Below are 23870 nucleotides of genomic sequence, written 5' to 3'. Positions count from 1 at the left end.
TTAGCCATGTCTGAGCCAGCCACGATCCACCTCACCGGGCGCCTGGCCGACCGCGACGACTGGACGGCGGACACGTGCCCGATCGCCCGTGCGCTCGACGTCGTGCGCACGAAGTCGGCGGTGCTCGTCGTGCGCGAGGTCTTCTACGGCGCCACCCGGTTCGACGAGCTCGTGCGCCGCACGCAGCTGAGCGAGCCGGTCGTCGCCGCGCGCCTGCGCGAGCTCGTCGCGGACGGGCTGCTCGCCCGCGAGGCGTACCAGGAGCCCGGCCAGCGCGCGCGGCAGGGCTACCGACTGACCGAGAAGGGCGAGGACCTGCTGCCGGTGCTCGCCGCGCTGATGCAGTGGGGCGACAAGTGGCTCGGCGAGCAGTCGAGCGGCGTCCGCCTCGAGCACCACGGCTGCGGCGAGCCCGCCCGGCTGGAGCTCCGGTGCGCCGCCGGCCACGCGGTCGGCGCCGACGAGGTCGACCTCGCGGTCGACCGCAGCTCGCCCCGCTCGCCCTTCCACCGGGGCTAGCCGGCGCGGCGCGTTCACACCTCGGCCCCTCGCCCCGGCCTACAGTCGGAACCATGGACCCGAGGCGGCACACGGGTGCCGCCCTGTCCGCGCTCGCCGTGGGCGGGTTCGGCATCGGCACGACCGAGTTCGCGACGATGGGGCTGCTGCCCGAGGTCGCGGACGGGCTCGACGTGTCGATCTCGACGGCGGGCCACGCGATCACGGCCTACGCGCTCGGCGTCGTCGTCGGCGCGCCGCTCATCACGGCGGTCGCGGCGCGGGTGCCGCGGCGGCGCCTGCTGCTCCTCCTGATGCTCGCGTTCGCCGCGGGGAACGGCCTGTCCGCGCTGGCGCCCTCCGCCGACTCGCTGATCGTCGCGCGGTTCCTCGCAGGCCTGCCGCACGGGGCGTACTTCGGTGTCGCGTCGGTGGTGGCGGCGGAGCTGGTCGGGCCGGCGCGGCGCGGGTCGGCGATCTCGCTCGTGATGGCCGGGCTGACCGTGGCGAACATCGCGGGCGTGCCGGCGGCGACGCTGGCGGGCCAGCAGCTCGGGTGGCGCTGGGCGTACTGCGCGGTGGCGGTCATCGGGGTGCTGACGGTGCTGTCCGTGCGGACGTGGGTGCCGGTGACGCCGGCGCCGCGCGATGCGTCGGTCGCGCGCGAGCTGGGCGCCTTCCGGCGGCCGCAGGTGTGGTTCGCGCTGCTGACCGGGAGCGTCGGGTTCGGTGGGATGTTCGCGGTCTACTCGTACGTGTCGCCGACGTTGACGGAGGTCTCCGGCCTGTCGGATTCGGCGGTGCCGTGGGTGCTGGCGCTGTTCGGCACGGGCATGACGGCCGGCGCGCTGGCCGGCGGGCGGCTGATCGACCGCTCACCGCACCGCACGGCGATCGGCGGGCTGATCGCGATGGCGGGCGTGCTCGCGATCTACGCCTCGACGGCCTCGTCGGCGGTCGCCGCGGTCGTGCTGGTCTTCGCGATCGGCGTGACGACGCAGGTCCTCGCGGGCGCGCTGACCGTGCACCTGATGGACGTCTCCCCCGACGCGCCGTCGCTCGCGGCGTCGTCGAACCACAGCGCGCTCAACATCGCGAACGCGTCGGGCGCATGGCTCGGTGGGCTGGTGATCGCGGGCGGCCACGGCTACCTCGCGACCGCGTGGCTCGGGGTCGGGCTCTCGCTCGCGGGCCTCGTCGTCGCGCTCGCGGGGGTCGCGGTCACGCGCCGGGCCGACCCCGCGCCCGTCGCCGCGGGCTGACCAGCCGCCGCGGCCCGCCTCCGGGGCGGCCTGGGCTACGCGCCGGGGCGCGCGAGCGGGGCGACGGCCTCGCCCTCCGCGACCACCGCGCCGTCGGCGTCCACGAGCTGGACCCGCACGCGCGACTCCGCGGGGAACGGAGCGCTGCTCCGGAGCCCGCCGGGGGAGGGGGTGCCGGTGAGGCCGGCGACCGCGGCGTCCACCAGGGGTTCGGCGTGGCGGGCCAGCGGGCCGCGGAGGTGGCCGGCGAGCCACCGCTGGGCGACCGCGTGGGCGGGGCCGGTGGCGATCGCGATCACGAGGAACATCGGCAGGTCGCGGACGGTGCCGGCGGAGACGAGCGGGTCGAGCCACGCGCGGTACGCGTCGGCGAGGTCGCGATTGAGCTCGGCGAGTTCGGCGCCGGCGTCGGTCGCCCAGTCGAGGTGGCCCTGGCCGTAGAGGAAACGCGCGCGGTCCGGGTTCGCCTCGATCCAGCCGAGCTGGGCCCGCACGAACCCGTCGACCGCGGCGCGCAGCGTCGGCGGCTGCGCGTGCAGCACCTCCCAGTAGCGCTCCTGCACCGACCGCATCGCGTCGACGTAGAGCGCCTCCGCGATCGCCTCCTTCGAGCCGAAGTGGTGGAAGAGCGCCCCGTTGGACACGCCGCTGCGCTCGCGCACCCGCGCGACCGTCGTCCGCTCGTACCCCTCCTGCGTGAAGCACGCCAGCGCGGCGGCGAGGATCTTGTCGCGGGTGGTGGAGGAGGGCGCCACGCGGCGCCAGAGTAACGCTCCGGAGTGCCGCACCGGCGACCGGCGAAGGCGGAGGCGCCCACTCCCGCGTTCACCCGCGCCACCCGCCCCGCCCGCGCCGCGCGCCGCCCGCCCCGCGAGGCGCCGAGGTTCGTGACATCTCGTGGCACCGAGCCGCGCGAGATGTCGGTGAGCGTCGCCAGGCGACGGTTCGCGACATCTCGGCGCGGGGCGTCGCGCGAGATGACAGAAACCGTCGGGGGCGGGCCGACCCGCCGACGCAGGCGGGCGTCGGCCGATCGTCACCCCACCAACAGAGCAGTACTCCGGAGCATTACTCTGTTCGCCATGAGCCAGGTTGCAGACGTGTTCGGGCTTCCGGCGGAGGCCGAGGCGATCCGGGTGGAGGCGCGCGAGGTCGCCGCGGCGTTCGCCGGGCGGCGGCAGGAGGTGCGGGATCACCTGCTCGCCCACGCCGAGCCACATCCGGAGCTGTGGGCGGCGTTCCGCGAGCGCGGGTGGGCGGGTCTCGTGGTGCCGGAGGAGCACGGCGGGACGGAGGGCGGGCTGCTCGGGCTCGCGCTGGTGCTGGAGGCGTTCGCCGAGCAGGGGATCGTGCTGTGGATGCCGGTGCTGTCGGCGGCCGTCGGGTACGCGATCGCGCAGGTCGGGCCGGACCCGGTGCGCGCCGGGTGGCTGGAGCGGGTCGCGGCGGGCGACGCGCACCTGGCGATGGCGGCGACGGAGCCGGAGGTCGGGCACAACCTGTTCCGCACCGCGACGCAGATCCGCCGCAAGGGCGAGGCGGGCTTCCTCGTCAGCGGGCGCAAGCGCGTGACGTCGGGCATCGACGTCGCCGACCGCGTGCTCGTGTTCGGCCGCGCGCCGAAGATGGGCGATGGGCCGGCGTCCTACACGACCGTGCTCGTCGACCCGCGCGCGCCCGGCTGCACCGTCACCGAGCTGCCGATGCGCCACCGCGAGGGCGTCCGGCAGTTCGAGCTGCAGCTCGACGAGGTCGTCGTCCCGGACGACGCGGTGGTCGGCGCGCCGGGCCAGGGCCTGATGACGATGTGGCCGTTCACGCACGTCGAGCGCATCCTCACCGCGGCGCTCTGCGTCGGCAGCGCCCACCACGCGCTCACGCGGTCGGTCGCGCGCGCGAAGGAGCGGACGATCGCCCGCACGCACCCGATCGGCGCCGAGCAGGCGATCGCGCACCCGCTCGCCGACCTGCACGCGCGGCTGGAGGCAACCCGCCTCTACGTTCACCGCACCGCGGCGCGGCACGACGCCGGCGTCGACGGGTTCGTCGTCGCAGGCGAGGCGAACGTGGCCAAGCTCCTCACCGCCGACCTCGCCTTCGCCGCCGCCGACCACGCGATGCAGGTGTTCGGCGCCGACGCATGGGACGAGCGCGAGGGCTGGATGGACCTCTACCTCGACGCCCGCCTGGCCCGCTCCGCCCCCGTCAGCGACGACTTCGCCCGCAACTTCGTCGCGCAGCACGTCTTGGGGTTGCCGGCGCGGCGGTGAGCGGGGAGAGCGGGGCGCCGCGCCGGTGGGGGAGCCGGCGCGGCGTCAACACCCGCGACCTGAGCGAGCCATCCCGGATGCCAGGCGCGGCGGGACATCGCCGCTTAGGCCGCCAGGCCGGTAGACGTCGTACCGTCGCGTCAGGCGCCGGGAGGGCCGCTCAGGGTGAACTTGCCGACGAGGTCCTCGAGCTCGGCGGCGGTCGCCGCGAGCTGCTGGGCGCTCGACGCGATCTCCTGCGCGGACGCGGAGGTCTCCTCCGTCGAGGCCGACACCTCCTGGGAGGACGCGCTGGACTGCTCGGCCACCGCGGCGACCTCGACCATGTCGGCCTGGACGCGCGAGGCGCTGGCGGCGATCTGCTGCACGGAGGCGGCGATCGCGTCGACGCGGCCGGTCATGTCCTCGACGGACGCGCCGATGCGGCCGAACGCGGCGCGGGCCTGCTCGACGGTGGCGGCGCCCTCCTCGGTCCGCTCCGCCGTCTCCTCGACGACGGCGACGGCCTGGGTGGTCTCGCCCTGGATCTCGCCGACGAGCGTCGCGATGGTGGCCGCGGCCGCCTGCGACTCCTCGGCCAGCTTGCGCACCTCCTCGGCCACGACCGCGAAGCCGCGGCCCTGCTCGCCCGCACGCGCGGCCTCGATGGCCGCGTTCAGGGCGAGGAGGTTCGTCTGCTCGGCGATGCCGGTGATCGTCTCGACGATGCCGCCGATCTGCTCGGACTTCGCGCCCAGCTCGCGCATCGCGGCGGTCACGGACGCGCTCGACTCGCGGACCGCGCGCATCGCCTCGGACGCGTGCGCCACGGCAGCCGCGCCCTCGTCCGCCACGCGGCGGGTCTCGGCGGCGGCGATCGCCGTCTCCTGCGCCGACTCGGCCGACGCCTGCGTCGCCATCGACACCTCCTCGGTCGCCTCACGCGCGCCTTCGACGGAGCGGACCTGCCGCTCGGCGCCCTGGGCGACGTCGGAGACCGCCTGCGCGATCTCGTTCACCGCACGGCCGGCCTCCTCGGAGGTCGACGCCATCTCCTGCGAGGACGACGAGAGCACGCCGGCGTTGCGCTGCACCGAGCCGACCAGCTCGCGCAGGTTGCCGGTCATCTGCGCGACGGCGTTGCCCAGCGCGTCGTCGTCGCCGCGCGGGGTGACCTCGGTCGTGAGGTCGCCCGACGCGATGGTCTGCGCGGCACCGGCCATCTCCTGCAGGTACTCGGTCATCTCGCCGAACGCGACGCCGAGCTCGCCGAGCTCGTCCTTCGACGCGATCGCGACCTCCTGCCGGACGTCGCCGCGGGAGATGCCGCGGGCGGCGCGCAGGAGCTGGCCGATGCCGGCGCTGAGGTAGCGCGACAGCACGAACGCGACGGCGCACGCGATGACGACTGCGAGCAGCACGATCACGACGGTCGACGTGCGGGCCGAGGACGCGGTGTCCTTCGCATCGGCGTACGCGCCATCCGCGAGCTTGTCGTTGACGTCCGCCCAGGCGGCCACGTCGACCTGGAGCTGGTCGCTCGCGTCGCCGGCCGCCGACAGCGCGGTGCGGATCTTCTCGATGTCGCCCGTCGCGGCGGCCGCGACGACGGCCTCGGTCGTCCCGGCGAACACCTCGAACTGCGCGCGGACCTTCTCCCACGCGGCGCGGTCGGCCGGGCTGGCGACGAGCCGCTCGTAGTCGGCGAGCTCCTTGGTGATCGCCGCCTGCGTCGTCGTGATGTCCTCCCGCGCCTGGGCCTGCTTCTCGGGCACCGTGACGGCGAGCTTGTACTGGTCCTTGCGCATCGTCGAGGCGTCGAGCGCGACGTCGTCGATGAGCGAGATGCTCGGGAGCACCTCGTTGTTGATCGTCGCGGTCTTGCCGGCGATGCCGCTCATCTGGCCGGTCGACGTGAAGCCGAGGAACGCCAGGAGGGCGACCACGGCGCCGAAGCCGGCGAGCAGCTTCGTGCGGATGGAGAGGTTCGTGAGGGCTCGCATGGGACGGGAAGAGGGAACGGGTCCTCCGTTGATCGACCGCTCGTCCAGGAGACCGGTATGAACGCGGTATGACCTGAGTACCTAGACTCTAGGTATGAGCCTCCAGACCGATCGCGAAGGCGACGTCCACGTCCTGACCCTCGACCGCGGCGAGCACCGGTTCCACCCGGACCTGATCGACGCGCTCGACGCCGCTCTTGACACGGTCGAGTCCGCGCAGGGCCCGGCCGCCGTCGTGCTCACCGGCAGCGGCAAGTTCTTCTCCAACGGGCTCGACCTCGACTGGATGGGGAGCGCGCCGGAGGGCGGTGCGCAGGAGGTGCTCGACCGCGTCCATCGGCTCTACGCCCGGCTCGTCGCTTGGGAGGTGCCGACCGTCGCCGCGATCGGCGGGCACGCGTTCGCGGGCGGCGCGATGCTGGCGCTCGCCTGCGACCACCGCGTGATGCGGGCCGACCGGGGCTACTTCTGCTTCCCCGAGGTCGCGCTCGGGCTGCCCTTCACGCCGGGGATGAGCGCGCTGATCGCGGCGAAGCTCGCGCCCCAGGCCGCGCACGTGGCGATGGCGACCGGCCGGCGCTACGGCGGCACGGACGCGCTGGCGGCCGGCATCGTCGACGCGGTGGCCGAGGAGGCGCGGGTCGTGCCGGACGCGGTCGCGCTGGCGGCCACGCTCGCCCCGACGCGCGGGCCGGCGCTCGGGGCGATCAAGACCGAGCTGCACGCGGCCGCGCTCGACAAGCTCCGCGCCGGCGTGCGGCTGCCGGCGTGAGCGCCGGGCGGCTGAGCCGCCTGGAGGCCGTCGTGCTCGGCCTGCTCGCCGACGCGCCCGCGCACGCGTACGCGCTCCGCGCGCGACTCGCGCCCGGCCTGCCCCGCGAGCAGCAGCCGAAGGAGGGCGTGCTGTACCCGCTGCTCGCGCGGCTGGAGCGGCGCGGGCTCGTGGCCGGCGAGGAGGAGGTGCCCGAGCGCGGCGGCCGGCCGCGGCGCCGGTACGCCTGCACGCCGGCAGGCGAGGAGGCGTTCCTCACGTGGCTGCGCAGCGACGCGCAGGACGAGGCCGAGGGCGTCGACGCGTCGCTGTTCCTCGACCACCCGTTCCTCAAGCTGCTGTTCGCCGCGCGCCTGACGCCGGACGAGCGGGCCGCGAAGCTCGACCGCATCGAGCGGGTGACCCGCGAGCGACTCGCCGCGCTCGAACGTCTCGCCGCGCTGGAGCCCGGCGGACCGGTCGGCCCCGTGCTGCTCGACGTCGGGCGCGCGCACGAGGAGGCGGTGCTCGACGGCGTGCGGCGCATGCGGGCAGATCTCGCCCGCGTGCGCCGTTAGCGTCGCCGCGCATGGAGAGCTCTGCGGGCACCCTCGGCCTCGGGCGCGGCACCGCGCTGTACGTCGGCGCGCTCGTCGGCCCCGGCGTGCTGCTCGTCCCGGCGCTGGCCGCGGAGGCAGCGGGCCCGGCGGCGATCGTCGCGTGGGCCGCGCTGCTCGTGCTGTCGCTGCCGCTCGCGATCACGTTCGCGACGCTCGGCGTCCGCCATCCGGTGCCGGGCGGCGTGACCGCGTACGTGCAGGAGGGGTTCGGCGCGCACGCGGCGGCGGTCACCGGCACGATCTTCCTCGCCGCCGTCGTGCTCGGCGCGCCCGCCGTCGCGCTGATCGGCGGCTACTACGTCGCGGACCTGACGGGCGGCGGGACGGCGGTCGCGGTGCCGGTCGCGCTGGCGATGTTCGCGGTCGTGCTGGGCGCGAACGCGTCGGGGCTGCGGGTGTCGAGCGGCGTCCAGTTCGCGCTCACCGGCGTGCTCGTCGCCGTGATCCTCGTCGCCGTCGTCACCGTGCTCCCCGACCACGGCGGCGACGGGTGGGAGCCGTTCGCGCCCGAAGGCTGGTGGGCGATCGGCACCGCGGCGAACCTGCTCGCCTGGCTCTTCTTCGGCTGGGAGGCGATGGCCCAGATGGCCGGCGACTTCCGCGACCCGCGCCGCGACCTGCCCCGCGCGGTGACGCTCGCCTACCTGACGATCGCGCTGCTCTACCTCGGCCTGGCGGTCGCGTCGATCACCGTCGCGACCGCGGACAGCAAGGTGCCGCTGGCCGAGCTGCTCGAGGTCGGGCTGGGCTCCACGGGACGCGACGCATGCGCGATCCTCGCGGTGGCGCTGACGATGGGGACGATGAACGTCTACCTCGGCGGCTCCTCCAAGCTCGCCGCGGCGCTGGCCCAGCAGGGCGCGCTGCCGGCCTGGCTCGGCGGCGGAGCGCCGCGCTCGATCCCGCGCCGCCCGCTCGCGGTCCTCGCCGCGACGGGCGCCGCGCTGCTCGGGCTCCTCGCCGCCGGGACGATGGACCCGGAGGCGCTCGTCCGCGCGACGTCGGCGTGCTTCGTCTCCGTTTACGTCCTGGCGTTGGGCTCCGCGACGCGCATCCTCGCGGCGCGGGCACGCGTCGTGGCGGCGATCGCGCTGGTGCTCGTCGCCGTCGTCACGGCGTTCTCGGGCTGGTTCCTCGCGGTGCCGGTCGTCGTCGCGGCGGCGACGCTCGCGGTGCGCCACGCGCGGCGCGGTCAGGCGGTCGCGTAACCGGTCACTGACCGCTTACGCCAGCATGGTGGTGCAGGCGGCAGAAGCAGGACGCCTGCACCGGGACGTCCGCGCGCGCCTGCGCCATCGCGAGCTGTTGCGCGACGATCCGCGCCGCCTGGTCCTTGCCCTGGCGCACGAGGCACTCGTGGTAGCCGTGCAGGCTCCACACGTTGCCGGGGTGGTGGGAGGAGCGCGGGACGCGCGGGTCGTAGCCGAGGTCCTCCGCGTAGACGCGCTCGGCCTCCTCGACCCGGCCCTGCTCGAGCAGCAGCGCGCCGTACGCGTGGCGGGTCGGCTGCATCCAGCCCCACGGCTCGTCGTAGGGCAGCGCGTCGTCGAGCTCGATCGCGTGGCGCAGGTGCGCGAACGCCGCGTCGTGGTCGCCGCGCCGGTAGGCCAGCTCGCCGTCGAGCATCGCGCTCGCCACCGCGAGGATGTCGAGGCACGTGTTGTTGAACAGGTACCGCGACTCGGGCACGCGCGCGACCGCGGCGCCGAACGCCTCGCGCTCGGCCTCCGCCTCGGCCACCCGGCCCGTCGCCGCGTACGCGACCCCGCGCGCGTAGTGGAGCATCGCGGTCGTCGTGCAGTAGAGCGCCGGGTCCGCGGGGAACGAGAGCGCGAGGATCTCCTCCCACAGCCCGAACCGCACGAGCACGTGGAGCCGCACCGGGACGAACCCCTCCAGCCAGTCCGCCATGGGCGGCGACGGGATCCGCAACAGCTCCTCCGGGAGCATCGCCTCCAGCTCCTCCGCGACGTCGAGCGCGACCCGCGACACGCCGAGGAACATCGCCGCGTAGATCGCGAAGTGCTTGTCGTGCGCGCGGTAGAGCGTGTAGAAGCGGTGCGCCGCCGGGCCCTCGGAGAACGCGCGGTCGACCGCGATGGCGCGCAGGTTCGCCTCGATCGCCGCGTGGTAGTGGCCGCACAGCACGTCGATGTGCGACGGCATGTGGAGCAGGTGCCCCGCGTCCGGCACGAGCGTGCGCAGCGCATCGGCCGCCGGCAGCGCGCGCTCGGGCCACGGCGACATCTCCATCAGATGCAGGTACAGGTGGAGCAGCCCGGGGTGGTCGAACCCGCCGGGCTGAGCAAGCGCGCGCTCGAGCACCTCCTTGGCCTCCAGCGTCGCCGCGCCCTCGGGCGGGAGGCCGGTCTCGCGATCCCACAGCGCCCAGGCGGTGAGGTTCATCAGCGCGTCGGCGAACAGCGCCGCGACGTCGAGGTCGTCCGGGTGCGCCGCGTAGACCGCGCGCATCGCGTCCGCGTAGTCGGCGTTGTAGGCGTCGAGCGGGCCGTCGGGGTCGCTCGACGGGTAGCGCGCGGCGAGCGCTTCGATCAGCGCGCGCTCGATCTCGGACGCGCGGGGCGCGTTGGCGCGCGCGTCCTCGATCGCGCCGTGCGCGCGAGCGAGCGAGACGCGCAGGTCGACGGGGTCGAACGCCTCCCACTGCTTGTTGTAGTTCGGCCCGATCGCGTACGCGATGCCCCAGTGGGCCAGCGCGAAGCCGGGATCCTCCGCGATCGCCCGCTCGAAGCACGCGACCGCCTCCTCGTGGTTGAAGGCGTAGGCCCAGACGAGCCCGCGGTCGAGCCAGGTCTGGGCGGCCGGCGAGGCGGTGGACGCCCCGCGGGTGTGCGTGCCGAGGTCGAAGTACGCGTCCATGCCGCAACCCTCCCGGAGGCGGCGGGCCCGGTGCAAGGCCCGCGTGGGCGAGCCGCCGCCGTCGCGGTGCCTGCCGTCCCCGGCCGGCGGCGCGCGCCGGCCGGGGAGGCCGCGATCGAAAGCGCCTGGTGCGCTAGCAGTTGCTGGGCGCCGGCTGCCCCGCGAACCGGTTCGCGAGGTAGTCGAGCCCCGGCCCCGCGCCGGAGACCATCCCGAGCAGGTGCTCGGCCAGCGGGTAGACCGTCCACTGCACCCGCGCGCCCTTCGCGCACCACTGCTGGCGCAGCGTGCTCGCCTGGCCGAACGGGATGATCTCGTCGATCAGCCCGTGGTACTGGAACACCGGCGCGGCCGGCTTCGTGCCGCCGAGCCTGTTCTCGTTCAGCCGCGCCTGCCACTGCGGCGTGTCGAGCGGGTTCGTCGTCACGTAGTCCTCGATGTCGGTGAACCCGGTCTGGAGGAGGCCGCCGATCCCGTCGATGCTCACCAGGCAGGCCTCGCTGAACTGCGCGAACGTCTGCTGCCCGCGCGCGTTGAGGTACGACTCGAGGTCGAGCTCGGGGTACGCCGCGTCGTAGCCCACCGCCGCGAACAGCGCGAAGGCCAGGAACGGCCCGCCGTCGAGGCTGTTCGCCACCGCCAGCAGGTCGGCCGGCACGCCGCCCGCGACGACGCCCTTGACGTCGAGCTCCGGCGCGTACGTCGGCGCCAGCTCGGCCGCCCACCCGGCGGTCGTGCCGCCCTGCGAGTAGCCCATCACGCCGACCGGGCCGGTGGACGAGAGCCCCGTGTTGGCGATCTTGCGCGCCGCGCGGACCGCGTCGAGCACCGCCCGGCCCTGGTCCTTGCCGACCTCGTACGTGTGCGCGCCCGGCGTGCCGAGCCCGCGCATGTCGCTGACCACGACCGCGAACCCGCGCGCGAGCGCCGCCGCGATGAACGCGCCCTCGTAGTCGGTGCCCTGGCTCAGCGTGTACGACGGCGCGCACGCGTCGCCCAGGCCGCGCGTGCCGACGCCCCACGTGACGATCGGGCGCTTGCCCCCGCCGAGCCACGGCAGCACCGGGACGAGCAGCGTGCCGGACACCGCGATCGGCTGGCCGCTGCCGGTCGTCGTGCGGTAGAGGACCTGCCACGAGCGGACGCCCGGCGCCGGCAGCTTCAGCACCGGGTCGAGCGTGAAGCGCGCGCTGCGCGACCGGATGACGTCGCCGGGCTGGCCCGCCGGCAGCGGCGACGGCGGCGTGTAGAACGGATCCTGCCCCGGCTCCGCGGCGGCGGCCCCTCCGGCCGGCACGAGCAGGACGACGAGCGCCGCGAGCAACGCGACGAGCACCGCGACACCGCGGCGGTTCTCCCTGACCATCGGACTCCCCTTCTCCCCCGGGGACCCCTACAGCCCCCGCTCCGGCGGCGGATCCTAGATGATCGTCACCGTTCGCTCAACCGCGCTCGACCGAACGCGTCCAGGGGTGACGTCACGTGATGTCAACCCGCGCTACATTCGGCGCAACCCCTACTCGCGGGTTCCGCGGCACGGAGGAGACCGGGCAGCGCGCGAGGCCTGTTCCCGAACCCGCATACGCCTCTGTACCGCTCAGACCTTCAGAAGAAGTACGTCATGGCCGTCACGGGCATCGTGCTCATGGCCTACGTGCTCCTCCACATGTTCGGCAACCTCAAGATGTACCTGGGAGCCGACGACCTCGACCACTACGCCGAATGGCTCCGCGACGTCGGCGAGCCGCTGCTCCCCCACGAGGGGCTGCTGTGGATCCTCCGCGTCGTCCTGCTCGGCTCGCTGATCCTGCACCTCGACGCCGCCTTCCGCCTCGCGCGCAAGTCGCGTCAGGCCCGCCCCGTCAAGTACGCGGCGGAGCGCAAGTACGTCGCCGCCGACTTCGCCAGCCGCACCATGCGCTGGACGGGGCCGATCGTGCTCCTCTTCGTGATCTTCCACCTGCTGGACCTCACGTGGGGCACGACGAACCCGGACTTCCAGTCGGGGAACGTCTACGACAACGTCGTCGCGAGCTTCGAGCGCGTGCCCGTCTCGCTCGTCTACATCGCGGCGAACCTCGCCCTCGCGTTCCACCTCTACCACGGCGCCTGGAGCCTGTTCCAGAGCCTGGGCGTCGGTGGCCCGCTCACCCGCGTGCGGACCCGCTACTTCGCGGTCGCGTTCTCGGTGATCGTCGCGCTGGGCAACATCTCCTTCCCCATCGCCGTCCTCACGGGGGTCGTCGGATGATCACGCTGGAGTCCAACGCTCCCGCCGGACCGATCGAGGAGAGCTGGGACGCGCACCGCTTCGGCGTCCGGCTCGTCAACGCCGCCAACAAGCGGCGCTTCCACGTGCTGGTGATCGGCTCCGGCCTCGCCGGCGCCTCGGCCGCCGCGACGCTCGCCGAGCTCGGCTACCGCGTCACGGTCCTCACGTTCCACGACTCGCCGCGCCGCGCGCACTCGATCGCGGCGCAGGGCGGCATCAACGCCGCCAAGAACTACCGCAACGACGGCGACTCGATCCACCGCCTGTTCTACGACACGATCAAGGGCGGCGACTACCGCGCCCGCGAGGCGAACGTCTACCGCCTCGCGCAGGTGTCGAACAACATCATCGACCAGGCGACGGCGCAGGGCGTCCCGTTCGCGCGCGAGTACGGCGGCCTGCTCGACAACCGCTCGTTCGGCGGCGCGCAGGTCTCGCGCACGTTCTACGCGCGCGGCCAGACCGGCCAGCAGCTGCTGCTCGGCGCCTACCAGGCGCTGTCGCGGCAGATCGGGCTGGGCAACGTCAAGCTCCACGCGCGCACGGAGATGCTCGACGTCGTCGTCGCCGACGGCAAGGCCGCGGGCGTCGTGGCGCGCGACCTGCTCACCGGCGAGGTCTTCAGCATCGCCGCGCACGCGGTGGTCCTGGCGACCGGCGGCTACTCGAACGCCTTCTACCTGTCGACGAACGCGCGCAACTCGAACGCGACCGCCATCTGGCGGGCGCACCGCAAGGGCGCGCTCTTCGCCAACCCCTGCTACACGCAGATCCACCCGACCTGCATCCCGCAGTCCGAGCCGTTCCAGAGCAAGCTCACGCTGATGAGCGAGTCGCTCCGCAACGACGGCCGCATCTGGGTCCCGCAGGAGCAGACGGACGCCGCGCCCGAGGACGTGCCCGAGGAGCAGCGCGACTACTTCCTCGAGCGCCGCTACCCCGCGTTCGGCAACCTCGTCCCCCGCGACGTCGCGTCCCGCGCGGCGAAGCACATGATCGACGAGGACCTCGGGGTCGGGCCGCGCAAGAACGGCGTCTACCTCGACTTCGCGGACGCGATCCAGCGGCTCGGGGCGGACACGATCAAGGCCCGCTACGGGAACCTGTTCGAGATGTACGAGCGGATCACCGGCGAGGATCCGTACAAGCAGCCGATGCGCATCTACCCGGCCCCCCACTACACGATGGGCGGGCTCTGGGTCGACTACAACCTCATGACGACGATCCCGGGGCTGTACGCGATCGGCGAGGCGAACTTCTCCGACCACGGCGCCAACCGGCTCGGCGCCAGCGCGCTGATGCAGGGCCTCGCGGACGGGTACTTCGTCCTCCCCGTGACGATCGGCGACTACCTGGCCCCGCAGCTCGGCAAGCCTGCGCCGGACACCAGCCACCCGGAGTTCGCGAAGGCGGAGGCCGGCGTCGCCGAGCAGGTCAAGCGGCTCACGTCGACCAACGGCAGCCGGTCCGTCGACTGGTACCACCGCGAGCTCGGCCGGATCCTGTGGGAGGAGTGCGGCATGGCCCGCACCCGCGAGGGCCTCGAGCAGGCGATCCGGGACATCCGGGCGCTGCGCGAGGAGTTCGCGACCGACCTGCGCGTCCCCGGCGACGCGGCGGGTCTCAACCAGTCGCTCGAGCGCGCCGGCCGCGTCGAGGACTTCTTCGAGCTCGGCGAGCTGATGTGCCGCGACGCCCTCATGCGCGAGGAGTCGTGCGGCGGCCACTTCCGCACCGAGCACCAGACGGAGGACGGCGAGGCGCTGCGCGACGACGAGAACTTCGCGTTCGTCGGGGCGTGGGAGTACGAGGGCCCGGACGCGCCCCCGACGCTCCACCGCGAGCAGCTCGAGTTTCGCATCGTCACCCCGACCCAGAGGAGCTACAAGTAATGCGCCTCACGCTGAAGGTCTGGCGACAGGCCGACCCGGACGCCCCGGGGGACTTCGAGACCCACGACATCCCGGACGCCAACCCGGAGATGTCGTTCCTCGAGCTGCTCGACCAGCTCAACGAGCGACTGACGCTCGAGGGCATCGAGCCGTTCGCCTTCGAGAGCGACTGCCGCGAGGGCATCTGCGGCACGTGCAGCCTGATGATCAACGGCGAGGCGCACGGGCCCCAGCAGGGCACCGCGACCTGCCAGCTCTACGTCCGCAAGTTCGACGACGGCGACGTCATCACCGTCGAGCCCTTCCGCTCGTCGGGCTTCCCGTTCGTCAAGGACCTGGTCGTCGACCGCTCGGCGCTCGACGAGATCATCCAGGCCGGCGGCTTCATCACCGTCCCCACCGGCAGCGCCCCTGACGCGAACCTCGTGCAGGTCGCCAAGGGCGAGTCGGACCTCGCGATGGACGCTGCGGCGTGCATCGGCTGCGGCGCCTGCGTCGCCTCCTGCCCCAACGGCGCGGCCCATCTGTTCACGGCCGCGAAGGTCGCGCATCTGAACCTGCTTCCGCAGGGTCAGCCGGAGCGTCACCGCCGCACGATCAAGATGGTCGAGGCCATGGAACGCAACTTCGGACCGTGCACGAACCACCGTGAGTGCGAGGCCCAGTGCCCCAAGGGGATCAAGATCGATTTCATCACGATGCTCTATCGCGATTATCGTCAGGCCGTCCGCGGCACCCGTCGAGCGGACGGAGAGGAGCGATGACCGCGATGAACGCGTCACAGGTCGACCGTCTGGTCGCCACCGTCAGAAGTCCCATCGAGGAGCGCAGCCGGCGCCGGCTGGACGGCTACGCCGCCGCTGCCCGCCGCATCGACGCTCGCATCGCCGAGCTGCGGGGTGAGCTGGAGGCGGCCATCCTGGCCGCCGGCAGCGACGAGCGCAGCGCGGACGCGGTGCTGGACACCATGTGCAAGCTCGACCAGCTCGAGCGCATCCAGCTGCGGATCGACGCCGGCCTGCGGGCGAGCGTCGGCGCGCTGGCCGAGGTCGACCTTCCCTCGCCGGTCGGCGAGGGACCCTTCTAGGGCGCGCAACGGTCATCCACCATGGGTGAGCCCGGGCTCACCCATGGTGCTGTCACCGTCGGGCGCTCGTGTCGTCCGACGCTCCCCCTGCGGCCAAGCTGACGTTCGTCACGCTGACGATGATGGTCGTCGGCTCGATGGTCGGCGCCGGCGTCTTCTCGCTGCCGCGCCGCTTCGGGGAGGAGACCGGTGTCGCGGGCGCGCTCATCGCGTGGGTGATCGCGGGCACCGGCATGCTGATGCTGGCGTTCGTCTTCCAGCGGCTGGCGATCCGCAAGCCCGAGCTGGACGCCGGGGTCTACGCGTACGCCAAGGCCGGGTTCGGCGAGTACCCCGGCTTCTTCTCCGCCTTCGGCTACTGGGCCAGCGCGTGCGTCGGCAACGTCACCTACTGGGTGCTGATCATGTCGACGGTCGGCGCGATCTGGCCGGCGCTGGGCGACGGCGACACGGTGCTCGCGATCGTGCTGTCGACGGTCGGCCTGTGGTGCTTCTTCTGGCTGATCAGCCGCGGCATCAAGGAGGCGGCGGCGATCAACCGCATCGTGACGGTCGCGAAGGTCGTGCCGATCCTCGTCTTCGTCGTGCTGGCGCTCTTCTACTTCGACCCCGGCGTGTTCGCCGACAACTGGAGCGGCAAGGGCGACGACGACGCGCTGTTCGAGCAGGTGCGCGGGACGATGCTCGTGACCGTGTTCGTGTTCCTCGGGGTCGAGGGCGCGAGCGTCTACTCGCGCCACGCGCGGCGGCGCGAGGACGTCGGGCGCGCGACGGTGCTCGGCTTCGTCAGCGTCTTCGCGATCTTCGCGTCGGTGACGATCGTCGCCTACGGGATCCTGCCCGCGGCCGAGCTCGCCGAGCTGCGGCAGCCATCGATGGCGGGCGTCCTGGAGGAGGCGGTCGGCGGCTGGGGCAAGACGTTCGTCAGCGTCGGGCTGATCGTGTCCGTGCTCGGCGCGTACCTCGCGTGGACGCTGATGGCCGCGGAGGTGCTGTACGTCGCGGCCAAGGACGAGGACATGCCCCGCTTCCTCGGACGGGCGACGGCGGACGACGTGCCGCTGCCCGCGCTCGTGCTCTCCACCGCGCTGAGCCAGGTCGTCCTGGTCGTGACCTACTTCTCCGACGACGCGTTCAGCTTCGCGCTCGACCTGACGAGCGCGCTGACGCTGATCCCGTTCCTGCTCGCCGCGGGGTACGCGCTGAAGCTCGGGTGGGGCGACCGCCTCCGGCGCGACCTGGCGATCGCCGGGCTGGCGACCTTCTACACGGCGTTCCTGCTCTTCGCGGCGGGCGTCAAGTTCGTGCTCGTCTCGTTCATCATCTACGCGCCGGCGACGATCCTCTTCGTCATGGCCCGGCGGGAGCAGGGCCGGCGCCTGTTCTCCCCGGGCGAGCTGGTCCTCCTCGCGGTCTCCGTCGCGGGCGCCCTCGTCGGCGTCGTGGCGCTCGCCGCCGGATGGATCAGCCTGTGAAGGAGGTCTGATGGAGAGCAACGGCCACGGCGTCCACTCCGAGGTCGGCCGGCTGCGGAAGGTGCTGGTCTGCGCACCCGGGCTCGCCCACCGGCGGCTGACGCCGACCAACGCGGACGCGCTGCTGTTCGACGACGTCCTGTGGGTGGAGAACGCGCAGCGCGACCACCGCGACTTCGTCGACCTGCTCCGCGGGCGCGGCATCGAGGTCGTCGAGCTGCACGAGCTGCTCGCCGAGACGGTGGCGATCCCCGCGGCGCGCGACTGGCTGCTCGACCGCAAGGTGACGCCGAACCAGGTCGGGCTGGGCCTCGTCGACCCCACGCGCACGTACCTCGAGTCGCTCGCGCCGCGCGCGCTGGCCGAGCACCTGATCGGCGGCCTGGCGACCACCGACCTGCCGGACGAGCTGCGCGGCGGGTACGCGGCGCTGTCGCGGGACGCGGCGGGCGTGCGCGACTACCTGATGCCGCCGCTGCCCAACACGCTCTACACGCGCGACACGACGTGCTGGCTGTACGGCGGGCTGACGCTCAACCCGCTCTACTGGCCCGCGCGCCACGACGAGACGCTGCTGATGAAGGCGGTGTACGAGTTCCACCCGGGCTACGTCGGCTCCCAGGTGTGGTGGGGCGATCCGGAGCGGCACTGGGACGAGGCGACGTTCGAGGGCGGCGACGTCATGCCGGTCGGCAACGGGGTCGTGCTCGTGGGGATGAGCGAGCGGACGTCGCGCCAAGCGATCACGCAGGTGGCGGCGGCGCTGTTCGCCGCGGGCGCGGCGGAGCGCGTCGTGGTCGCCGGGATGCCGAAGCTGCGGGCGGCGATGCACCTCGACACGGTCTTCACGTTCGCCGACCGCGACGTCGTGACCCTCTACCCCCACATCGTGGACGCGATCCACGCGTTCAGCCTCGTCCCCAGCGACCGGCCGCCCGGGCTGGAGGTGATCGACGAGGGCCCGCGACCGTTCGTCGACGTCGTCGCGGGCGCGCTCGGGCTGGACGCGCTGCGGGTGGTCGAGACGGGCGGCGACGTGTACGAGTCCGAGCGCCAGCAGTGGGACAGCGGCAACAACGCCGTCGCGCTCGAGCCGGGGGTCGTCGTCACCTACGACCGCAACACGCGCACGAACGCGCTGCTGCGCGAGGCGGGGATCGAGGTCCTCACGATCGTCGGCGCGGAGCTGGGCCGCGGCCGGGGCGGCGGGCACTGCATGACGTGCCCGATCGCGCGCGACCCGGTCTACATCTGAGTGGGCCATCCCGGATGACTGGCGCGGCGAGACGACTGCCGGGTAGGCCGAACGGCCGGTAGGCGTCGTCTCGTCGTGTCAGTCGCCGGGAGACCCGCTCAGAACGCGAACGAGCCGGCGGGGTGCCGGCTCGTTGCGGGTCTCTAGGAGGAGGAGAGAGGTTCCTGGCCCCGTGTTCGGATGCGGCGCGCGGAACTTGAGCCGGGCACCTGCGACAGTTGGGCGGGTGCGTGTCGGGCTGCTCGGAGCGCTGGAGGTGGAGGCCGCGGATCGCGCGGTCGATCTCGGCGGCGCCCGGCTGCGGGCGCTGCTGACGCGGCTGGCGCTGGATGCCGGTCGCCCGGTGAGCGCCGGCGCGCTGGTCGACGCGGTGTGGGAGGACGCGCTGCCGGCCGACGCGGCGCACGCGCTGCAGTCGCTCGTGTCGCGGCTGCGGCGGGCGCTGGGCGACCCGGCGCTCGTGGCGCAGACGCCGGCGGGCTACCGGCTGGCGGTCGAGCCGGACGACGTGGACGCGCTGCGGTTCGAGCGGCTCGCGCGGGAGGGCGGGGACGCCCTGCGGGCCGGGGAGGCCGAGCGGGCCGCGGGGCTGCTGCGCGACGCGCTCGCGCTGTGGCGCGGGCCGGCGCTGGCGGGGCTGGCCGGCGACCGGCGGTTCGCGCTCGACGCCGCCGCGCGCCTCGACGACCTGCGCCTCGCCGCGACGCTCGACCGCGTCGACGCCGACCTCGCGCTCGGCGCCGCCGCGGGCGACGCGCTGGCGACCGAGCTCGACCGGCTCGCCGCCGACCACCCGCTCGACGAGCGCGTCGCGCGCCGCCAGCTGCGGGCGCTGGCCGCGGCCGGGCGGCAGGCCGACGCGCTCGCGGCGTACGAGCGCATCCGGGCCGCGCTCGACGCCGAGCTGGGCGCGGTCCCGGGGCCGGAGCTGCAGGCCGCGCACCTCGCGGTCCTGCGCGGGGAGGCCGCCGCGCCGGCTGCCGTCGAGGAGGCGGCCGCGCCGCGCGGCCCCGCACGGACGAACCTCCGCGCGCCGCTCACGAGCTTCGTCGGCCGCGCCGGCGAGCTCGCCGCGGTCGGCGAGGCGCTCACCGCCCACCGCCTCGTCACGCTCCTCGGCCCCGGCGGCGCGGGCAAGACGCGCCTGGCCCAGGAGGCCGCCGCTCGGCGCGTCGAGCACGTCCCCGACGGCGTGTGGCTCGTCGAGCTGGCGCCCGTGCGCGAGGAGGCCGAGGTCGCGCCGGCGATCCTCGGCGCGATCGGACTGCGTGACGCCGCCGTGCTCGAGCGGGCCGCGCACATGCCGCCGATCGACACGCTCCAGCGCGTCGTCGACGTGCTCGCCGACCGCCGCGCGCTGCTCGTCCTCGACAACTGCGAGCACCTGGTCGAGACCGCCGCGCGCACGGCGGAGGAGCTGCTGGGCCGCTGCCCGCACCTCCGCATCGTCGCCACGTCGCGCGAGCCGCTCGGCATCGGCGGCGAGCAGCTCGTCGAGGTGCCGCCGCTGGCCTGGCCGCCGCCCCACGCGACCCCCGAGACCGCGCTCGCCCACCCCGCCGTCGAGCTGTTCGCCGACCGCGCCGCGGCCGCCCGGCCCGGGTTCGCGGTCGACGCCGAGAACGTCGCCGCGGTCATCGAGATCTGCCGCCGCCTGGACGGGCAGCCGCTGGCGATCGAGCTGGCCGCCGCGCGGCTGCGTTCGCTCCCACCGCACGAGCTGGCCCGCCGCCTCGACGACCGCTTCCGCCTGCTCACCGGCGGCAGCCGCACCGCGATGCCGCGCCACCGCACGCTGCGCGCGGTCGTCGACTGGAGCTGGGAGCTCCTGACCGAGCCCGAGCGCGCGCTCGCCCGCCGCCTCGCGGTCTTCGCCGCGGGCGCGACGCCCGAGTCCGCCGAGGCCGTGTGCGCCGGTGGCGGTCTCGACGCCGCCGACGTGCTCGACACGCTCGCCGCGCTCGTCGACCGCTCGCTCGTCCAGGCCGTCGACCCGGGCGCCGCGCCGCGCTACCGGATGCTCGAGACGATCCGCGAGTACGGGCTCGAGCGGCTGGAGGAGGCCGGCGAGACCGCGGCCACGCGCGACGCGCACGCGGAGTACTTCGCGGCGCTGGCGATCGACGCCGAGCCGCTCCTGCGCACCGCCGACCAGATCCCGCCGTTCCGCCTGCTGACCGCCGAGCGCGAGAACGTCGTCGCCGCGCTGCGCCGCCTCGTCGACACCGGCGACGCGAAGACCGCGGTGCGGCTGGCGCTCGCGCTCGTCTGGTACACGCTGCTCTCCGGCGATCCCGGCGAGGTGCTGCCGCTGCTGCGCCTCGCGCTGTCCGCCGAGGGCGAGAGCGACCCGGACGAGCGGACGTTCGCGGAGGTCATCGTCGCCGTCGCCGCCACGCGCGACGAGCTCGCGCAGGGCAGCGGCGCGGACGACCTGGCGGATGGCGCGGGCGAGCGCCTCCGCACGCTGGCCGACCGGCTCGCGACGGTCGACACGGCGAGGGTGCCGCTGGCGCTGCTCCTGCGCGCGACGCTCGTCTGGGTGAGCGGCGACCGCGACCAAGGAGGGCGGCTCCTCGCGTTGGCCCGCAGCCACCGCGACCCGTGGGTGCGCGCGATCGTCCCGCTCATGCGCGCGCAGGTCGCCGAGAACGACGGCGACGTCGCCACGCTGCGCACGGCGATCGCGGAGGCCCTGCCCGGGCTCCGATCGCTGGGCGACCGGTGGGCGCTGACGCTCGCGCTCGTGGTGCAGTCCAACGTGCTGATGCTCGACGGCGACCTCGACGCGGCCGCCGCGGCGCTCGACGAGGCGCGCACGAACACGGACGTGCTCGCGACGCGCGGGTGGACGATGATGCTGGAGCTGCGGCTGGCGGAGCTGCGCCTGCGCCGCGGCGACGCCGTCGGCGCGCGCGCCGACCTCACGCGGCTCGCCCAGCTGCACGACCTCGCGCCCGAGGAGGAGCTGATCGTCCTCGCGATGCGTGCGCGGCTCGCGTGCTCCGTCGGCGCCGACGACGAGGCGCGCGGACTCCGCCGACAGCTCGAGCGCGTGCTCGCGGGTGCGTCGCCCGCGGAGCCCGGGCGGGGCCACGGCGAGGCGATCGCCCGCTCCGCGATCGCCGCGCTGCTGATCGAGGACGGGGAGCTCGACGCGGGACGGGCCGAGCTCGCCGAGGCGCACGCGAGCGCCGTCGCGACCCGCGACATGCCGATCGTCGCCATCGTGGGCCTGACGGCGGCGACGCTCGCCGAGCGCGAGGGCCGACCGCTCGACGGGGCGGAGACGCTGGGCGCGACGGCCGCCGTCCGCGGGTCGGGCGACGAGACCAACCAGGAGGTGGTGCAGCTGGCCGCGCGGCTGCGCGCGGCGCTGGGCGAGGACGCCTACGCGGCGGCGTACGCGCGCGGCCTCCAGGCCCCGCGCGACGCCGCCGTCGCCCGCCTCCATCCTGAGAGCACGCCGCTCTCAGACCCGGCGGGCGTACGCCCGTAGCGCCAGCGGCACGAACGCCGCGAGCAGGATCCCCATCCACACGAAGGTCCAGACGAGGTGCTGGCCCATCGGCTCGCCCAGCAGCAGCGCCCGCTCGGCGCCGATCAGGTGGGTGAGCGGGTTGACGTCGACGAACGCCTGCAGCCAGCCGGGCATCGTGTCCGCCGGGACGAACGTGCTCGAGCCGAAGCTCAGCGGCAGGACGATCAGCATCATGATCCCCTGCACCGCGCCGGACGTCCGCGAGACCATCCCCACGAACACCGCCGACCAGCAGAAGCAGAGCGCGAACGCGATCGCCAGCAGGCAGCCGGCCAGCACCTCCAGCCCGTTCGTCTCCGCGCGGAAGCCGAGCACGTAGCCGAAGCCGAGCAGGACGACGCAGACGATGACATAGCGGATGACGTCCGCGAGCACCGCGCCGACCAGCGGCGCCGAGCGGGCGATCGGCAGGCTGCGGAACCGGTCGAACACGCCCTTGGTGATGTCGGTGTTGAGGTTGACGCCGATCGCGATGCCGCCCATCGCGACGGTCTGGGCGAGGATGCCCGGGAGCAGGAACTGGAGGTACTCCTGCTGCGAGCCGTCGCTGATCGCGCCGCCGAAGACGTACGTGAAGAGCAGCAGGAAGATGATCGGCTGCACCGTGACGTCGAAGAACGCCTCGGGCGTGCGCATGGTGTTGATCAGGCCGCGGTGCGCGAGCACCGCGCTGTGGCGGAGCGTGCGGGTCATGCCGCCACCGCCTCGCGGACGGGCACGGTGTCGCCCGGGCCGCCGGTGAGCGTGAAGAAGACCTCGTCGAGGCTCGGGAGGCGCAGCGACAGCTCGGTGACGGCGAGGTCCGCCGCCGCGAGCCGCTCCACCACCGGCCCGAGCACGCCGTCGTCGGCGACCGGCACCGAGACGACGCCCTTGCTGAGCGCGTCGGGCTGCGCGCCGGTCAGCCCGGCGAGGATCGCGGACGCCTCGCCGAGGCGCGCCGGGTCGGCCGGCCGGACGACGAGCGTCTGCCCGCCGACGACGCGCTTGAGGCCCTCGGGGGTGTCGTGCGCGATCACGCGGCCCTTGTCGATGACCGTGATCTCGTCGGCCAGCGCGTCGGCCTCCTCCAGGTACTGCGTGGTGAGCAGGACGGTGGAGCCGTCGTCGACGAGCGCGCGCACGACGCCCCACATGTCCTCGCGCTTGGTCGGGTCGAGGCCGGTCGTCGGCTCGTCGAGGAAGACGATCGCGGGGCGGCCGACGAGGCTCGCGGCGAGGTCGAGCCGGCGGCGCATGCCGCCCGAGTACGTGCGCGCGGGGCGGTCGGCCGACTCGGTCAGGCCGAACCAGGCGAGCAGCTCCTTCGCGCGGGCGCGGGCGTCGCGGCGGCTGAGGTCGAGCAGCTGGCCGATCATCACGAGGTTCTGCGTGCCGGTGAGCGTCTCGTCGACCGACGCGTACTGGCCGGTGAGGCCGATCGAGCGGCGGACGGCCTGCGGGTCGGCGAGGACGTCGTGGCCGGCGACGTGCGCGCGGCCGGCGTCCGGCTTCAGGAGCGTGGCGAGGATGCGCACGGCGGTCGTCTTGCCGGCGCCGTTGGGGCCGAGCACGCCGAGGACGGTCCCACGGCGCGCCCGCAGGTCGATCCCCGCGAGCGCCTCCGTGTCGCCGAACCGCTTGCGCAGGCCCTCCGCCTCGATGGCGTAGTCCATGTCGTGGTCCTTGGTCGTGGTCACGCCACGACTGTCGGCCCACCCGCTCACACGGCGCTCGCAGCGCGCTCACACGCCGCTCGCACCGCGCTGTCAGCCCGTGATCTCCAGCCGGCGCACCCCGCCGGCCCCGAGCTCGAACGTGAAGGCGCCTCCGCCGTTGTAGCCGTCGCCGCGCACCTCGACGCCGACGCGCACGGCGTCGCCGCGCGGCTCGACCGACGTCGGCGTGATGCGCGCGTGCACGCCGGTGTTCTCGTTGCGGTCCCAGCGGGCGATCGCGTCGCGGCCGACGAACGTGCGGCTCCAGTCGACGAGCACGGCGTCGGGGGTGAAGGCGGCGAGGAACCCCATGTGGTCCTCGCGGTTCGTGGCGTCGAAGACGCGCTGGATGCGCGGGTCGAGCGCGGGGGTGGCGGAAGGCATGGGC

General features: G+C 74.1%; 20 protein-coding genes. 13 read left to right on the top strand and 7 right to left on the bottom strand.

The genetic code is table 11. From position 1 onward, the window contains the following. Window positions 1-6: 6 nt before the first annotated feature. Both AC1UE5_RS22895 and AC1UE5_RS22890 read left to right on the top strand, forming a co-directional pair. Complete coding sequence (locus AC1UE5_RS22895; protein WP_482927954.1) at window positions 7-519, top strand: winged helix-turn-helix transcriptional regulator; 513 nt, start codon at window positions 7-9, stop codon at window positions 517-519. Window positions 520-572: 53 nt separating this feature from the next. Next, window positions 573-1760 (top strand): MFS transporter, encoded by a 1188-nt coding sequence (locus AC1UE5_RS22890; RefSeq protein WP_482927952.1) that lies wholly within the window; start codon window positions 573-575, stop codon window positions 1758-1760. Between the two features lie 35 nt (window positions 1761-1795). On the opposite strand, the gene AC1UE5_RS22885 is transcribed toward AC1UE5_RS22890, so the two are convergent. Further along, on the bottom strand, window positions 1796-2515 hold the full coding sequence (locus AC1UE5_RS22885; protein ID WP_482927950.1) for a TetR/AcrR family transcriptional regulator: 720 nt from the start codon (window positions 2513-2515) through the stop codon (window positions 1796-1798). A gap of 327 nt (window positions 2516-2842) precedes the next feature. On the opposite strand from AC1UE5_RS22885, the gene AC1UE5_RS22880 reads away from it, so the two are divergent. After that, window positions 2843-4030 carry an acyl-CoA dehydrogenase family protein gene (locus AC1UE5_RS22880; protein WP_482927947.1) on the top strand — a complete coding sequence of 396 codons (1188 nt, stop codon included), beginning with the start codon at window positions 2843-2845 and terminating at the stop codon, window positions 4028-4030. A 140-nt stretch (window positions 4031-4170) separates the two neighbouring features. On the opposite strand, the gene AC1UE5_RS22875 is transcribed toward AC1UE5_RS22880, so the two are convergent. Then, window positions 4171-6012 (bottom strand): methyl-accepting chemotaxis protein, encoded by a 1842-nt coding sequence (locus tag AC1UE5_RS22875; protein ID WP_482927945.1) that lies wholly within the window; start codon window positions 6010-6012, stop codon window positions 4171-4173. A 94-nt stretch (window positions 6013-6106) separates the two neighbouring features. Between AC1UE5_RS22875 and AC1UE5_RS22870 the strand changes: the two genes are divergently transcribed. Genes AC1UE5_RS22870 through AC1UE5_RS22860 form a run of 3 tightly spaced genes read left to right on the top strand, consistent with a single transcriptional unit; the run spans window position 6107 to window position 8591 of the window. Then, the gene (locus AC1UE5_RS22870; protein WP_482927943.1) at window positions 6107-6784 is read left to right on the top strand and encodes an enoyl-CoA hydratase/isomerase family protein; all 678 of its coding nucleotides are present in this window, start codon (window positions 6107-6109) and stop codon (window positions 6782-6784) included. After that, on the top strand, window positions 6781-7341 hold the full coding sequence (locus AC1UE5_RS22865; protein WP_482927941.1) for a PadR family transcriptional regulator: 561 nt from the start codon (window positions 6781-6783) through the stop codon (window positions 7339-7341). The genes AC1UE5_RS22870 and AC1UE5_RS22865 overlap by 4 nt, the downstream gene beginning before the upstream one ends. 11 nt (window positions 7342-7352) lie before the next feature. Beyond that, window positions 7353-8591, top strand: coding sequence for an amino acid permease (locus AC1UE5_RS22860; RefSeq protein WP_482927939.1), 1239 nt, complete (start codon window positions 7353-7355; stop codon window positions 8589-8591). 4 nt (window positions 8592-8595) lie between these two features. On the opposite strand, the gene AC1UE5_RS22855 is transcribed toward AC1UE5_RS22860, so the two are convergent. Next, the gene (locus AC1UE5_RS22855) at window positions 8596-10263 is read right to left on the bottom strand and encodes a hypothetical protein (protein ID WP_482927937.1); all 1668 of its coding nucleotides are present in this window, start codon (window positions 10261-10263) and stop codon (window positions 8596-8598) included. Window positions 10264-10396: 133 nt separating this feature from the next. Next, window positions 10397-11629, bottom strand: a complete 1233-nt coding sequence (locus AC1UE5_RS22850; protein WP_482927936.1) for an alpha/beta fold hydrolase — start codon at window positions 11627-11629, stop codon at window positions 10397-10399. Window positions 11630-11827: 198 nt separating this feature from the next. Here AC1UE5_RS22850 and AC1UE5_RS22845 point away from each other — a divergent pair, with 198 nt between their 5' ends. The 7 genes from AC1UE5_RS22845 to AC1UE5_RS22815 all read left to right on the top strand — a co-directional run bounded on the left by AC1UE5_RS22845 (window position 11828) and on the right by AC1UE5_RS22815 (window position 21743). Beyond that, the gene (locus AC1UE5_RS22845; protein ID WP_482928253.1) at window positions 11828-12514 is read left to right on the top strand and encodes a succinate dehydrogenase cytochrome b subunit; all 687 of its coding nucleotides are present in this window, start codon (window positions 11828-11830) and stop codon (window positions 12512-12514) included. Further along, on the top strand, window positions 12511-14427 hold the full coding sequence (locus AC1UE5_RS22840; protein ID WP_482927934.1) for a fumarate reductase/succinate dehydrogenase flavoprotein subunit: 1917 nt from the start codon (window positions 12511-12513) through the stop codon (window positions 14425-14427). Before AC1UE5_RS22845 ends, AC1UE5_RS22840 begins: the two co-directional genes overlap by 4 nt. Beyond that, window positions 14427-15191: a succinate dehydrogenase/fumarate reductase iron-sulfur subunit gene (locus tag AC1UE5_RS22835; protein ID WP_482927932.1), complete on the top strand. Its 765-nt coding sequence runs from the start codon at window positions 14427-14429 to the stop codon at window positions 15189-15191. Before AC1UE5_RS22840 ends, AC1UE5_RS22835 begins: the two co-directional genes overlap by 1 nt. Window positions 15192-15196: 5 nt before the next feature. Further along, window positions 15197-15514, top strand: coding sequence for a hypothetical protein (locus AC1UE5_RS22830; protein WP_482927930.1), 318 nt, complete (start codon window positions 15197-15199; stop codon window positions 15512-15514). Between the two features lie 119 nt (window positions 15515-15633). Next, a complete protein-coding gene (locus AC1UE5_RS22825) occupies window positions 15634-16989 on the top strand; it encodes a basic amino acid/polyamine antiporter (protein WP_482928251.1) in 1356 nt (451 codons plus the stop codon). 10 nt (window positions 16990-16999) lie between these two features. Further along, on the top strand, window positions 17000-18244 hold the full coding sequence (locus tag AC1UE5_RS22820; RefSeq protein WP_482927928.1) for an arginine deiminase: 1245 nt from the start codon (window positions 17000-17002) through the stop codon (window positions 18242-18244). A 226-nt stretch (window positions 18245-18470) separates the two neighbouring features. Continuing rightward, window positions 18471-21743: an ATP-binding protein gene (locus AC1UE5_RS22815; protein ID WP_482927926.1), complete on the top strand. Its 3273-nt coding sequence runs from the start codon at window positions 18471-18473 to the stop codon at window positions 21741-21743. Here AC1UE5_RS22815 and AC1UE5_RS22810 read toward each other — a convergent pair. From AC1UE5_RS22810 to AC1UE5_RS22800, 3 genes are all read right to left on the bottom strand, one after another. Then, window positions 21717-22478: an ABC transporter permease gene (locus AC1UE5_RS22810; protein WP_482927924.1), complete on the bottom strand. Its 762-nt coding sequence runs from the start codon at window positions 22476-22478 to the stop codon at window positions 21717-21719. The two genes, AC1UE5_RS22815 and AC1UE5_RS22810, sit on opposite strands and share 27 nt — an antisense overlap. After that, window positions 22475-23440 carry an ATP-binding cassette domain-containing protein gene (locus AC1UE5_RS22805; RefSeq protein WP_482928249.1) on the bottom strand — a complete coding sequence of 322 codons (966 nt, stop codon included), beginning with the start codon at window positions 23438-23440 and terminating at the stop codon, window positions 22475-22477. Before AC1UE5_RS22805 ends, AC1UE5_RS22810 begins: the two co-directional genes overlap by 4 nt. A gap of 93 nt (window positions 23441-23533) precedes the next feature. Beyond that, entirely contained in the window at window positions 23534-23866 is a 333-nt protein-coding gene (locus AC1UE5_RS22800; RefSeq protein WP_482927922.1) for a nuclear transport factor 2 family protein, read from the bottom strand. Between the last annotated feature and the right edge of the window lie 4 nt (window positions 23867-23870).

This window comes from Parviterribacter multiflagellatus, assembly GCF_056863265.1.
Note: the sequence above shows the minus strand (reverse complement) of the source record. Positions and strands in the feature narration are given on the sequence as shown.